The following is a 13,244-nucleotide window of genomic DNA, read 5'->3' as shown; positions in this document are numbered from 1 at the left end:
ACTCGTCACCTGCGATCAATTGCAACACCGCTACGTCACACAGCGCAGGAGACCTTGCGGGTCGCGCGAGCCCCTCACGGCGGCGCTGGCGGCCCTTGACTTCTACTCCGAACCGTCTGATATTTCTGTCATGACAGAAATAACTGCCAAGAAAAAACTGCCTGCCGTCGTCGAGCGCTTCATCCTGCATTGGGGCGACATGGGCGACGAATGGGGCGTCAACCGTTCGGTCAGCCAGATCCACGGGCTGCTCTATCTCGCCGAGGCTCCGATGACGGCCGAGGACATCGCCGACACCCTCGGCATGGCGCGCTCCAACGTCTCCAATTCGATCAAGGAGCTGTTGTCCTGGGGGTTGATCCGGCGGGTGCCGATCCTCGGCGACCGTCGCGACCACTTCGAGGCCGAGACCGATATCTGGGAGGTCGCAGCGAAGATCGCGGCCGGGCGCAAGGAGCGCGAGATCGATCCCGCGCTGGCAGCGCTGCGCGCCTGCGTCTCCGACGCGGCCGACGATCCGGCCATCAGTCCGCTCGCCAGCAAGCGGCTGAAGGAGATGCTGACATTCACCGAGTTGGTCGACCGCTGGTACACGCAGATGCTGAACGTGCCGCGGCCGCGCCTGGTCGCGCTGATCAGGCTCGGCGAGAAGATCGTAAGTTTCCTGCCCACAGGCAGGGCCAAATAGAGGCGGCGTAACGGGAGTGTGCGATGGCGTCAGCAAGGATATCCAGCCTCAAGACATCGCCGGTCCCGGATACAAAACTGCTCGACGACCATCGCTTCCGCGCATTGCTGCCGGATGAGGATTGGGGACGCCTGCCGGTTGCGATCTGGCGGCGTTTTTCGAAACGCTTCGAGGACGGCAACACCGTCGTCTATGTCGGCGAGGTCGAGGAAGCTTCGAGCAGCCGCGCCGGCTGGTGGCTGGCACAGGCCGCACGGCTGATCGGCGGTCCGCTTCCGACCGGCACCGAGACCGGCGTGCCGATGATCGTCACGGTCACCGAGGACGCGGCGAGCGGCGGCCAGATCTGGACCCGCATCTGCGCGCGCCGCGACGGCTTCCCGCAGGTGATTCATTCTGCCAAGCGTTTTGCCGGCTCCACCGGGCTTGAGGAGTATGTCGGCTTCGGCGTCAGCATGGCGCTGCGGATCGCGGTCGAGCACGAGGCGCTGGTGTTTCACAGCGTCGGCTACTCGCTGCAGTTCGGCCCGTTTCGCCTGCAGCTGCCCGAATGGCTCACGCCCGGCGCTCTCACCGTGACCCATTCCGATCTCGGCTGCGGCGACTTCCGCTTCACGCTCGAGATCATCCACCCGCGTTTGGGCCGGCTGATCCGTCAGTCCGCCGTGTTCAGGGAGGCCTCGTCATGACGCCGCTGCTTTGGACGCTCGTCGCCATCCAGATCGCGATGGGGGCGTTCGACACCTTCTATCACCACGAATTCACCGAGCGGCTGGCGTGGCGTCCGTCGCAGCGCCATGAGCTGCAGCTGCACAGCGTGCGGAACATGCTCTACGCGCTGCTGTTCCTGGTGCTCGGCTGGCTCGAGGTGCACGGCATTTTTGCGATCGCCATCATGGCCGTGCTGGTCGTCGAGGTCGTCATCACGCTGATGGATTTCGTCGAGGAGGATCTGAGCCGAAAGCTGCCGCCGAGCGAACGGATCAACCATACGCTGCTGGCGATCAACTATGGCGCGATCCTGGTGCTGCTTGTGCCGGTGCTGATCGGCTGGGCGATGCTGCCGACCGGCGTTGCGCCTGCCTCTGCGGGTCTGCTCAGTCTGTTCGCGACGGCCGCAGCCTTCGGCGCTGCGCTGTTCGGTGCGCGAGACTTCGCCGCGGCAAGACGCCTCGGACGGATGGCCAGCGTGCCGGCCACGACGCTGGTTGAGAAATTGCCGGCGCGGCAGACCGTGCTGGTCACCGGCGCGACCGGCTTCATCGGCAGCCGTCTGGTCGCAAGCCTCACCGCGTCAGGCCATCAGGTCATCGCGCTGATCCGCAATCCGGCGAAGGCCGAGATGCTGGCACCGCCGGTGACGCTGATCACAAGCCTCGACCAGTTGCCCGCCGACTCAGGGATCGACGCCATCGTCAATCTCGCGGGCGAACCGATCGGCAATGGCCTGTGGACCGAGGCCAAGCGGCGGACGATCCTCGCCTCGCGGATCGACATGACGGCGGAGGTCGTCAGGCTGATCGCGCGTCTCGAGCGCAAGCCTTCGGTGCTGGTAAGCGGCTCGGCGATCGGCTGGTACGGGCTCTGGCAGGACCAGGTGCTGACGGAGTCGGCGAAATCCCACGCCTGCTTCAGTCACGAGCTGTGCGAGGCCTGGGAGAATGCGGCGAAGCCGGCCGCCGATCATGGCGTGCGCGTCGCGTACTTGCGGATTGGTCTCGTGGTCGGCACCGATGGCGGTTTCATCACGCGGATGCTGACGCCGTTCGAGTTCGGTCTCGGCGGGCCGCTTGGCTCGGGCAAGCAGTGGATGTCGTGGATCGAGCGCGACGATCTGGTGCGCCTGATCGCGCATGTGATCGCGAGGCCCGAACTGTCCGGCCCTGTCAACGCGACCGCGCCGATCCCGGTGACCAACACGAAATTCACCGAGGAGCTGGGGCGCCGCCTGAACCGGCCCGCGATCTTCCGCGTTCCTGCCGTGCTGCTCCGCGCCGTCGGCGGCGATTTTGCCGATGAGCTGCTGCTGGGCGGCCAGCGGGTGCTGCCGAACAAGGCGTTGAGCAACGGTTTTGTGTTCCGGCACGAAACCTTGCGCAGCGCGTTCGATGCGATCCTGTGAGGAGGGCGATATGTCCAGTGGCTGTTCCCGTGCATTCGGAGGCTGGCTTGCAGGCTGCGGTGCCGCAACGGCGGTGATTGCTGCTATCGGCCAGACCGTGCTGATGTTTGCTGCGCGCGGCGATCTCGCCCGGCTTCTGTACGGCATCGTGGTGCTTTTGATTCCCTCGGCCGTGATCTTCGTCATCACATGCCTGCTGACCGCGATTCCTGCAGCGATCGCGATCTGGCTCGGCGAGGAGCTCCGGATCCGATCCGCCGGGTTCTTCGCCGGCGCAGGCGCTGCGATCGGCGCGCTCAGCATCACGGTGCTGCTGCGGTCTCCGGCCGTCTGGACATCAGGACTTGTCTGTCTGTTCGTCGCAGCCGGATTTGTCGCAGGTCTGACTTACTGGTTTGTCGTGCGAGAGCTGGAAGCCGCCGAGCATTCTTCGTGATGCCGCAGAGCCATGCTCGCACTACGCTGCAGACGCCACGCTGCGGAACGTCGCGGCCAGGGTCCGCAATGCGGCCAACTTCGCGGGGTCGCTGACCTTCGAATGCAGCATCACTTTTGACATACCGAGCCGCGGCAATCTGTGCGTAGGTGCGATGTCGATCAGGCCCGGCGGCGCGATGCGGCGGACGAGCGGAGCGACCGCAAGCCCTGCGAGGGCGGCAGCTACCACCGCGGTGATACCGCCGCCGACGAAGCTTTCGGTCCACGCGATGCCGGCTTTATCGAGCGCCCGCACCGCCATGGCACGCACGCCGCACGGCGGTGCGAGCGTTGCGAGCGGCAGGGCGTCGCCGCGCGGCCATACGAAGCGCTTGGTGGCAAACCAGCCGAATTCGTCCTCCGTCAGTTTCTCGCCGCCGCGCCGGCTGCCTTCCTGGCGCACGATGACAGCATCTAGCTCGCCGGCATCGTAAGCGTCGAGCATCTCGCGCGAGAAGCCGATGGTCACGGCGAGGGCGAGCTGCGAGGCCATCGCGTGCAGCCGCTCCAGCAGGGGTACCAGCTCCGGACCTGCGGCGTGGTCGCTGATCCCGAGCGTGAGCTGCTGCCGCGCCGGTTTCTCGCCGGAGAGTGCACGGTCATGCACCTCGATCAGCGCGCGGGCGTGATGCAGGAAGGCGGCGCCGTCGGCGGTCAGCCGCACCGCGCGCGGCGAACGCTCGACCAGCCGCTTGCCGAGCAGCGTTTCGAGCCGCTGCAACTTCATGCTGATCGCCGCCTGCGTGGTGCCGAGCGCCTCGGCGGCGCGGGTAAAACCCTGCAACTCGGCGACGAGGAGGAAGGCCTGCACGGTATCGATATCGAGCGTCGTCATTGATGATCAGAGATTGTTATCATTGCTATCCGTATAGATAAGATACCAAGATGATGGCGAAAGGTCTAGTGAGAGGAGGCGCGGTTGACCCGCGCCAACCGAATTCAAGGAGACCGATCATGCCGCTTATCACCGTCACCTATGCGACCTCGCGCGAGAGGCCGTCGCTGAAGTCCGACATCGCCGCCGCGGTGTCGGAACTCACCGCTGACATCCTGCACAAGGATCCCAAGGTCACCGCCATCATCGTCAAATCGGCCGCCGCCGCCGACTGGTTCGCCGGCGGCAAGTCGCTCGCCGAGCAGGGGCTCGCGAGCTACTGGCTCGACATCCACGTCACCGAGGGCACCAACACCAAGGACGAGAAGGCGGCCTATCTCGCTGCGCTGTTCAAGCGGATGGGCGAACTGCTCGGGCCGTTGCACACCGAGAGCTATGCCCATGTCGACGAGGTGAAGGGCGATGCCTACGGCTTCGGCGGCCTCACCCAGGAGCGCCGCTACATCGCCGGCAAGCTGGAGGTCGCGCCGCAGAAGGCGGCGGCATGATTGCCAGTTGTCCGGCTGGCGCGTGCCTCAAGGACACTGCCCGCCGATCGTGCTCTCGATCGTGCCGGTCCAGGCGGCATAGCCATCTGCGCTGAGATGGATGCCGTCCTCGACCTGGGGGCTCGCCTGCGTCTGCAACGTGCCGACATCGATCAGCGGGATCGAACGATCACGGGCGGTCTGCCGTATCACCCGGTCGATGTCGGCGAAGCGTGACCGGTCGATGGCATTGGCCAGCACGCCCGACCCGGCAATCGGCGCCAGCGACACGACGAAGACCTTGGCGCCGAGTGCGCCGGCCCGCTGCACGATCTCCTGATAGGACTCGGCAAAAGGGCGCCGGTCGACCACGAGGGCGTCATTGACGCCGACCGAGATCACGACAATGCCCGGCGAAAATTTGATGCGGTCGAACTCCTTGACCAGTTGAAGCACGCCGCTGGCGATCGCACCGGCATAACCCGCGTTGAAGACGGGTCGTCCGCAGATCGCAGGCGAAAAACTGGCGCTTTCGACCAGGCTGTCGCCGACGAAAGCAACCGGCTTCTCGCTGCCATGACGCGCCATGAAATCCTGGACGCGCTGCAGTGTTGCGTTTTGTCGAAGCTTTTCGACCGGAGTGTCCAGCAGGCGATAGACCAGGCTTGCGGAGGCCAGAACGATCAACGCGACCAGAAACCACTTGCGCATCAGGTCACAGCGCCGTCGCTTCCGGCAGGCGCGCCGCGGTGTCGCCGAACACCTCGGCGAAGGCCTGCCGGAGCGCGATGTCGACATCAGCCATCGTGACCGGCAGCCCGAGATCGACCAGCGAGGTGACGCCGTAGCGCGGATCGACCACGCCGCAGGGCACGATCGCCTGGAAGTGCGAGAGCTCGGGCTCGACATTGATCGCAATGCCGTGGAACGAGACCCAGCGGCGCAGCCGGACGCCGATCGCGGCGATCTTGTCCTCAAAACCTGGCCCCTTGTCCGGGCGTCGCACCCAAACCCCGACGCGGTCCTCGCGGCGCTCGCCGCGGACGTTGAAGGCGGTCAGCGTGCGGATGATCCATTCTTCCAGCGAGGCGACATAGGCGCGCACATCCGGCCGCCGCCGCTTGAGGTCGAGCATCACATAGGCAACCCGCTGGCCCGGGCCGTGATAGGTGACCTGACCGCCGCGGCCGCTCTGGAAGGTCGGAAAGCGCGGGGCGAGCAGGTCACTCGCCTTGCCGCTGGTGCCGGAGGTGTAGAGCGGCGGGTGCTCGAGCAGCCACACCAGCTCGGCCGCCTCGCGCGCGGCGATCGCCGCCACCCTTGCATCCATCGCGGCGAGAGAATCGGGGTAGGGCACCAGACCGTCCGAAATCCGCCATTCGATCACACCGCCGCCCGAAGGGCGCGCAAAGGTCGTCACATCGAGGCTTTGGCGGTCGTTAACCATTGGCTAACCCTAACGTGGTCAGGTGAATCCACAATTTAGTTCCGGTTCGGCGGTTCAGAAGTGCCCACCCTCGATAAAGTCAGCGTAGATCTCATGGTGGTCCTCGGTACCACCACCATGCCGATTCATCAGGTCATGCGGCTGTCCCGCGGCGCCATCATCGAACTGGATGCCACCGAGGCCGACGAGGTCAAGATCCTCGCCAACAACCTGCCGGTGGCCAGCGGCGTGGTGTTGGTCGACCGCAACCGGATTGCGGTCGAGGTCAAGCAAATGCTGCCGAAATCTCCCGGGGTTCGCAGTTAATTCTCGCATTTAGCGCCTTGTCCCTGCATGCATGATTTGTTACATCGCCCCGTCGATGCGGCGGCGCCTTAGGGTTCCATCCGACATCCTTAGCGCTCGTGGCGGAATTGGTAGACGCGCTGCCTTGAGGTGGCAGTGGGTAACACCGTGGGGGTTCGAGTCCCTCCGAGCGCACCATACCTCAGCTGATCCTTGAAATCGCTGGATTTTTCGAAGCAGGAGCGGTTGCTCCGGCTTCGCGGCAAGCCACGTCCCGAGCCTGGATCACGCTCTAATCGGGCACGCGCTTGCTGGCCGCCGCCGAGGCCTCGGCACGCGGGGTGCGCTTCTTCAAATTGGCGACTCGGACAGACGCGTTGCTCTCATTGGGCTGCGCGACAGGCCGGGGCGCGGCGTGGGCTCTGCCGTGAGCCGCAGCGGGCGCCTGATGCGCGGCCTGCTTCGGATGCTTGGCCTGGCGCGCGGAGATCGCCTGCGCGCGCGGTCCGGCAACGCCCGGGCCGACGGTCGCGGCGATCCGGCGACTGGCCGCCGATCGCGTCGCGAGCAGGGTCAGGTCAAGCGCTTCGGGAACACGAAACACATCGGACGAGGGAATCGGCAATGTCGAGACCGCCGCCAGCTGCGCGAGCTGCGGCTGCGGCCACAGCGTGCGGACCGGCCCAGCGATCCGGCTGCGCTGCGCGTGATCGAGGATGTCGGCGTCGCGCCAATCCATGTCGGCAAACACCGGGGCAGGCAGCGTCCGCGCCGCGGTGAAGACGAAGTTCGGAATTTTCGGCCAGCGCGTGATCGCCACCGTCTCGGTCGGCGGATGCATGAACCATTGCTGCGGCTGGGTCGGTGTCGCCGGGCGGTCCGCCGTTGCAGGCACGACGTGAACGATGCGGTAGCCGCGCTCCTTCAGCGTGTTGAGGATTCGCGGCAGCGCCGCCACCGTGCGCGGCTGGATGTCGTGCAGCAGCAGGATGCCCTTGCGCTTGGCCTCGATGCGCTGGATCGCGAGATCGTAGACCCGCTGCGGCGAGACGTGGCGCCAGTCGTCGGCCGGGAAGTCGGCGCTCCACACCTGGATGCCCTGCGACGCCAGATAGGCTTCCGGGATCTCGGCGCGCATCAGGCCGGGAATCCGGAAGAATGGCGCAAGCTTGCTCTTGTCGCCGTTGAGCGCGGCCAAGGTCGAGGCGATGCCGTCGTCGACCTCCTGCCGCACCTTTTCGAGCGGCATCTTGTTCATCGTCAACGGATGGTTCTGGCTGTGCGTGCCGACGGTATGTCCGGCCGCGATCAGCTTGCGCACGCCCTCCGGATTGAAACGGGCCTGTGAGCCGATGGTGAAGAAGGTCGCCTTGACGCACTGGCTGGCGAGGATCGCCAGCACCTGGTTGCTGTATTTCGGCAGCGGCCCGTCATCGAAGGTCAGCACCACCTCGTGATCGGCGAGCGGTAGCGTCTCCGGATACTGCATGGTGCCGATCCGCGGATGCTCCTTGGGATCGACGACGAGGGTTCGCGAGGTGCCGAGTGCGTTGGGGTTACCCGGGCAATCCGCAGCGCGAACGGCCTGCGGCGCCATGAAGCAGCAGCTGAGCAACGCCGCGCCGATCACGGTCCGCGACCGCTTCCGGACAGTCACCAGGAAGTTCGCAATCATCAAATTCGGCCGCATTCCAAACGCACTGACGAATCCTTAGGTATGGCGCCATGAACGCCGCCTTAACGGTCTGTAATCCAGTTCTGGTTCCGGGTTCAATGTGACCGGTCGGACACGGTCTTCATTGCCGCCGGGACGATGTGGACGACGTGATAATTATGCTCACGCAGATACCTTAAAAAGGCCGGCAGCATCTCGGCTGTTCGCATTTGCGCGTCATGCAGCAGGATAATGCCCTTGCGGTGGCCTTCAAGCCGTCCGGTGAGGAGCTTGAGTTCCTCCTCGGGCGCCATCTTGACCCAGTCACTGGCCCAGAAATCGGCGCCGAACACCGCGATACCGCGTTTTTCCAGGTGATTCAGCAGGGTGGGCGTCGACTCGAAATAGGGGAACCGGAAGAACGGCGTGCTCGGGATCGTGCTCTCGGTTCCGCGCAAGGCCTTCCCGACCGCTTCGATCCCCCGATTGACGTTCGCTTCGGCCTGGTCCAACGGGAGTTTGTTGAGATGCGGGTGGTCCCAGGTGTGATAGCCGATGGTGTGGCCGAGGCGCGCGACCTTGCGGACCATATCGGGATGATCAGCCGCGTTGCGGCCGACCATGAAGAAGGTGGCGCGCACGCATTCGCTCGCCAGCGCCGCCAGCACCTTGTCGGTCGTGCCCGGCGTCGGGCCGTCGTCGAAGGTCAGCACGATCTCGCCATCGCGCAGCGGCAGGGTCTGCGGGAAGCTCTTCAGCCCGACGCGCGGATAGGTCGCAGGATCGACCTCGAGCACACGCGAGGTGCCGAGCGCGTCGTTGCGCTGGCACTCGGCGGCCCGCGCGGGGCTAAACAGCGCAGCCGGCACCACGGTAATCAGCGCCGCGACGACGCTCAGGCAAGTGTTCAGGATTGGCCGAGAGCCGCTCGACATATTTCTCATTGCGCTGGGCACCGCCGATTAGGTAATCCGTTCCGCACTCATCAGAGCAGTTTTTCCCCTCCTGTCAAACCGGCGAAACACGGCATGGCCGAGAATTTCGACGTTGCCGAACCCGCCGAGACCGACCCGCTGGCCCGGATGCCGATGCGGGACGAGGAGGGCGAGCTGCGCCCCGAATTCGTCGCGGAGGTCACCCGGGCCATTCACGCCGCGGACCGACCGCTGCTGTGCGAAGTGGTCGCGGAACTGCACGAGGCCGATCTCGGCGACCTGATCGCGGCGCTGGAGCCGGACGACCGCGTCACCCTGGTCGAGATCACCGGCACGGATTTCGACTTCTCGGCGCTCAACGAGGTCGACGAGACCGTCCGCGAGGAGATCCTCGAGGAGCTCGAGCCGGAGACGGTGGCGGAGGGCGTCCGCGAGCTCGAATCCGATGACGCCGTCGAGCTCCTGGAAAGCCTCGACGAGGAGGACCAGGAAGAGATCCTGGAGAAGCTGCCGGCGGCCGAGCGCGAGGACATCGAGCGCAGCCTGCTGTACCCGGAGAATTCCGCCGGCCGGCGGATGCAGACTGAGTTCATCGCGGTGCCACCGGACTGGAATGTCGGGCAAGCGATCGACTACATGCGCGACACGCCCGATCTGCCGGACCGCTTCTACGAGATCTATGTCGTCGACGCCGACAAGCACTTGCTCGGCGCCGTGCCGCTCGACGTGCTGCTGCGCACGCGCCGCCCGGTCGCGGTCAAGGACCTGATCGACGAGGACCGTCGCCGCGTCTCCGCGCTGGAGGACCAGGAAGAGGTCGCGCGGATGTTCGGCAAGTACAATCTGGTCGCAGCGCCCGTGGTCGACACCGTCGACCGGCTGGTCGGCGTCATCACCATCGACGACGTCGTCGACGTGATCGAGGAGGAGGCCGACGAGGACCTCAAGGCGCTGGGCGGCGTCACCCATCCGGAAGAGCTGTCCGACACGGTCTGGACCATCGCCCGCGGCCGCTTCAACTGGCTCTTGGTCAATCTCGCCACCGCGTTCCTGGCCTCGTCGGTGCTCGGCCTGTTCGAGGGCCAGCTCGAGAAGATGGTGGCGCTCGCGGTGCTGGCGCCGATCGTGGCGAGCCAGGGCGGCAATGCCGCGACCCAGACCATGACGGTCGCGGTGCGCGCGCTCGCCACCCGCGAGCTCGGTTCGGCCAACGCGATGCGCGTCGTCTTGCGCGAGACCATGGTCGGTCTCGTCAATGGCCTCGCCTTTGCCGTGATCACCGGCATCGCGGCGGTGGCCTGGTTCAAGATCCCTGGTCTCGGCCTCGTGATCGGGCTTGCGATCATCTGCAACCTGGTCGCCGGCGCGCTCGGCGGCATCCTGATTCCGATCGTGCTGGATCGGGTGCGGGCCGACCCCGCGGTCGCCTCCGGCACCTTCGTCACCACTGTCACCGACGTGGTCGGCTTCTTCTCGTTCCTCGGCATCGCCACGCTGTGGTTCGGGCTGAAATAGGAGCATGATCCGGAAAAGTGCGAAGCGGTTTTCCGAAAAGATCATGCTGTTAGCCGGGGGCCAGCGGGCCGGTTTATCGTTAATCGCGCCTTAACGGGGTTGGCGGATGATGCTCGCATCTCCACGGGGGCCATTACGGGGGCCATCATGCAGCGCTTGCGGCTCAAGGCGGACGGACGGATCGTCGAACTGCGCGACGGACAGGAAATCCCGCTCGTGCCCGCACACCCGGCGGTGCCGGCGATGCAGCCCTCGGCCACGCAACCGGCCGTGCGGGATCTGCGCCGCCGCGCCCAACTCACCCAGCTCGAATTCGCCGCCAAGCTCGGTGTGCCCGTGGAAACCATCCGCAACTGGGAGCAGGGCAAGCGCGCCCCGCGCGGCCCCGCCCGCGCGCTGCTCGCCGTGATCGCCCATTCGCCGGAGACGGTGTTCGCCGCGCTGTCGAGCGAGCCGACGGCGGCATAGTCCGCCACAAGACGCCATCGCCCCATCCCCGGTGTCATCACCCGCGCATGCGGGTGATCCAGTATTCCAGAGGCACCGGTTGTTGAGCCGCGAGGCCGCGGCGTACTGGATCGCCCGGTCGAGCCGGGCGATGACAGATGTAGTGCGGATGCAGTTTCGCGTTCTCGCGACATGATTGTCCGAGTCTTGCTTCTTTCGTTCCGCCCTCTCTTGAATAGGGCGCAGGGAAAGCCGGGCGCCGATCGCACCCATGGGCCCTGTGCAACAAAAAAGCACAGGGGTAGGACCACAGGTGTAACCGGGAACTCCGGCTTTTCCTGCGCGATGGTTTTACGGCTCATACGTGCTCGCCCCGGCGAGACTGGGCTTTTTTGTCACCGCCTTCGCAACACGCGTTCGCGTTTTGCGAGAGGACACCTGCCACTAGGGCGTCAGGCCTGCACGACTTCGCCGTCCGCCTCTTGCGTCCTCGTCAGTTGCGCAATCGGCGTCCACCGCATCTCACCGCAACGTTCGTGACGATCGCGAGCGCCCCTCAATCGGGTGAGACGGCGGCATTAGACCGGTGAGTTGGGGTCCACGTCAAGAGTAAATTCGGAAAAAACGAAGAGGCTCGCGCCCAATCCCTCATCACCGGCTGCTCAATCGCAGTACGACAATATAATAATATGTAGTTATATCAACACATTGTAGATAATTGCATGCAGAATACAAAATATGCTTGTCGCCTCGCGCGGCTCGAAGCAGACTTTGCGCGGGGCAGGAGAGGCCGATGACCTTCGATGACGAGGGTCGTGCCAGGGGCACACAACAATCTGCCGGCAGAGGAGCGAGCAATGAGCGATCAGGTGTCCACCATCGCAATGGCAGATACGGCGAAGCCTTCCGGCGTGCGCTGGAAGATCTTCCTGCTGATGCTGTTCCTGATCTCGATCAACTATATCGATCGCGCCTCGCTCTCGGTCGCGATGCCGGTCATCGCCAAGGAGTTCGACATCGATCCGGCGATGCAGGGCCTGATCCTGAGCTCGTTCTTCTGGACCTACGCGCTGATGCAGGTGCCCGGCGGCATGCTCGCCGACCGCTTCAAGCCGCGCATCGTGATCGCTCTGGCGACGCTATTCTGGGGCTTCTTCCAGGCGCTGGCGGCGCTGTCCACCAGTTGGATGCTGCTGCTGTTGACCCGGCTCGGGCTTGGCGCATCGGAAGCGCCGATCTATCCGGCCGGCGGCAAGCTCAACGCGATCTGGATGACGCAGACCGAGCGCGGCCGCGGGGCCACTCTGCTGGACGGCGGCGCGCCGCTGGGCGCTGCGCTCGGCTCGATCGTGATTGCTTGGCTGATGGCAGCGTTCAGCTCCTGGCGCGTCGCCTTCGTCGTCGCGGGTGTCGGCACCATGCTGTGCGGGCTGTGGGCCTGGTACTACATCCGGAACGCGCCGCGTGAGCATCCGTCGGTCAATGAGGCCGAGGCGCGCTATCTCGAAGCGGCGCATGCGATCGAGGACGCGGCGACGCCGGCCGCGTCGGGCGCCAGCTGGGTGGCCTATTTCCGCTTTCGCTCGGTGTGGTGCATGTGCCTTGGGTGGATGTTCTTCAACACCACCTTCTACGGCCTGCTGACCTGGATGCCGACCTACCTGTTCAAGGTGCACGGCTTCGACATCAAGGCGCTGGGCGGCGCCTCCTTCATCATCTTCTTCGCAGGCTTCGTCGGCGAACTGGTCGGCGGCTGGATCGGCGATGGCTGGCGGGAGCGGGGCGGGGCGCCGAACACCGTGTTCCGCACCCTGTTCGGCATCGCAGCGATCATGGCGACCATCTCGATCTTCCTCGTCGCCTACGTCACCAATCCCGTTGTGGTCGTGGTGCTGCTGTCGACGACGCTGTTCTTCCTGCGCTGGTGCGGCATGTACTGGGCGATCCCCTCGGCGCTGGCCGGCCGCGGCAAGTCCGGCTTCCTCGGCGGCTGCATGAATCTCGGCGGCAACATCGCCGGCATCACGACGCCGTTGATTGTCGGCTTCATCGTGCAGGCCACCGGCTCCTACTTCCTGGCCCTGATGTATTTCGCCGCCGCGGGCATTGCGCTGTTGATCTGCTCGACCCTGATCGATTACAGCCGCAAGCTCCCGGTCTAGAGCGTTTTCGAACGAAGTGGATACCGGTTCGCGTGAAGAAAACGCGTCAAAAAAAGTATCTAGAGCCCCATTCCGATTCAATCGGAACGGAAGAGGCTCTAGAACGGATACGGCCGAATCCACGTTGGGTTCGGCCGCTTGATGAGGCCC

General features: G+C 65.1%; 14 protein-coding genes and 1 tRNA gene. 10 read left to right on the top strand and 5 right to left on the bottom strand.

From position 1 onward, the window contains the following. The first annotated feature begins 130 nt into the window (after window positions 1-130). Genes V5279_RS26620 through V5279_RS26605 form a run of 4 tightly spaced genes read left to right on the top strand, consistent with a single transcriptional unit; the run spans window position 131 to window position 3,246 of the window. Window positions 131-688: a GbsR/MarR family transcriptional regulator gene (locus V5279_RS26620; RefSeq protein WP_338689532.1), complete on the top strand. Its 558-nt coding sequence runs from the start codon at window positions 131-133 to the stop codon at window positions 686-688. A gap of 23 nt (window positions 689-711) precedes the next feature. Beyond that, complete coding sequence (locus tag V5279_RS26615; protein WP_338689530.1) at window positions 712-1,377, top strand: DUF4166 domain-containing protein; 666 nt, start codon at window positions 712-714, stop codon at window positions 1,375-1,377. Further along, on the top strand, window positions 1,374-2,810 hold the full coding sequence (locus tag V5279_RS26610; RefSeq protein WP_338689528.1) for a TIGR01777 family oxidoreductase: 1,437 nt from the start codon (window positions 1,374-1,376) through the stop codon (window positions 2,808-2,810). The genes V5279_RS26615 and V5279_RS26610 overlap by 4 nt, the downstream gene beginning before the upstream one ends. Window positions 2,811-2,820: 10 nt before the next feature. Continuing rightward, entirely contained in the window at window positions 2,821-3,246 is a 426-nt protein-coding gene (locus V5279_RS26605) for a hypothetical protein (RefSeq protein ID WP_338689526.1), read from the top strand. A gap of 21 nt (window positions 3,247-3,267) precedes the next feature. Here V5279_RS26605 and V5279_RS26600 read toward each other — a convergent pair whose 3' ends face one another. Next, entirely contained in the window at window positions 3,268-4,122 is an 855-nt protein-coding gene (locus V5279_RS26600; protein ID WP_338689524.1) for a LysR family transcriptional regulator, read from the bottom strand. Between the two features lie 119 nt (window positions 4,123-4,241). Here V5279_RS26600 and V5279_RS26595 point away from each other — a divergent pair, with 119 nt between their 5' ends. Beyond that, window positions 4,242-4,670: a tautomerase family protein gene (locus V5279_RS26595; RefSeq protein ID WP_166297012.1), complete on the top strand. Its 429-nt coding sequence runs from the start codon at window positions 4,242-4,244 to the stop codon at window positions 4,668-4,670. A 27-nt stretch (window positions 4,671-4,697) separates the two neighbouring features. On the opposite strand, the gene V5279_RS26590 is transcribed toward V5279_RS26595, so the two are convergent. Both V5279_RS26590 and lipB read right to left on the bottom strand, forming a co-directional pair. Then, complete coding sequence (locus V5279_RS26590) at window positions 4,698-5,360, bottom strand: SGNH/GDSL hydrolase family protein (protein WP_338689522.1); 663 nt, start codon at window positions 5,358-5,360, stop codon at window positions 4,698-4,700. 4 nt (window positions 5,361-5,364) lie between these two features. Continuing rightward, window positions 5,365-6,096, bottom strand: a complete 732-nt coding sequence (gene lipB / locus V5279_RS26585) for a lipoyl(octanoyl) transferase LipB (protein WP_338689520.1) — start codon at window positions 6,094-6,096, stop codon at window positions 5,365-5,367. A gap of 60 nt (window positions 6,097-6,156) precedes the next feature. Here lipB and V5279_RS26580 point away from each other — a divergent pair, with 60 nt between their 5' ends. Together V5279_RS26580 and V5279_RS26575 are read left to right on the top strand one after the other, a co-directional pair. Beyond that, a complete protein-coding gene (locus V5279_RS26580; RefSeq protein WP_021080574.1) occupies window positions 6,157-6,402 on the top strand; it encodes a FliM/FliN family flagellar motor switch protein in 246 nt (81 codons plus the stop codon). Between the two features lie 92 nt (window positions 6,403-6,494). Continuing rightward, window positions 6,495-6,579 (top strand) — tRNA-Leu (locus V5279_RS26575). A gap of 94 nt (window positions 6,580-6,673) precedes the next feature. On the opposite strand, the gene V5279_RS26570 is transcribed toward V5279_RS26575, so the two are convergent. Together V5279_RS26570 and V5279_RS26565 are read right to left on the bottom strand one after the other, a co-directional pair. Continuing rightward, window positions 6,674-8,056: a polysaccharide deacetylase family protein gene (locus tag V5279_RS26570; RefSeq protein WP_338689509.1), complete on the bottom strand. Its 1,383-nt coding sequence runs from the start codon at window positions 8,054-8,056 to the stop codon at window positions 6,674-6,676. Between the two features lie 95 nt (window positions 8,057-8,151). Beyond that, on the bottom strand, window positions 8,152-8,979 hold the full coding sequence (locus tag V5279_RS26565; RefSeq protein WP_338689508.1) for a polysaccharide deacetylase family protein: 828 nt from the start codon (window positions 8,977-8,979) through the stop codon (window positions 8,152-8,154). A gap of 84 nt (window positions 8,980-9,063) precedes the next feature. Between V5279_RS26565 and mgtE the strand changes: the two genes are divergently transcribed. The 3 genes from mgtE to V5279_RS26550 all read left to right on the top strand — a co-directional run bounded on the left by mgtE (window position 9,064) and on the right by V5279_RS26550 (window position 13,094). Then, window positions 9,064-10,485 carry a magnesium transporter gene (gene mgtE / locus V5279_RS26560; RefSeq protein ID WP_166297001.1) on the top strand — a complete coding sequence of 474 codons (1,422 nt, stop codon included), beginning with the start codon at window positions 9,064-9,066 and terminating at the stop codon, window positions 10,483-10,485. Between the two features lie 147 nt (window positions 10,486-10,632). Continuing rightward, complete coding sequence (locus tag V5279_RS26555; protein ID WP_175619304.1) at window positions 10,633-10,953, top strand: helix-turn-helix domain-containing protein; 321 nt, start codon at window positions 10,633-10,635, stop codon at window positions 10,951-10,953. An 836-nt stretch (window positions 10,954-11,789) separates the two neighbouring features. Then, window positions 11,790-13,094 (top strand): MFS transporter, encoded by a 1,305-nt coding sequence (locus tag V5279_RS26550; protein WP_338689501.1) that lies wholly within the window; start codon window positions 11,790-11,792, stop codon window positions 13,092-13,094. Window positions 13,095-13,244: the final 150 nt, after the last annotated feature.

The organism is Bradyrhizobium sp. 26S5 (assembly GCF_036923295.1).
GTDB lineage: Bacteria > Pseudomonadota > Alphaproteobacteria > Rhizobiales > Xanthobacteraceae > Bradyrhizobium > Bradyrhizobium septentrionale.
Note: the sequence above shows the minus strand (reverse complement) of the source record. Positions and strands in the feature narration are given on the sequence as shown.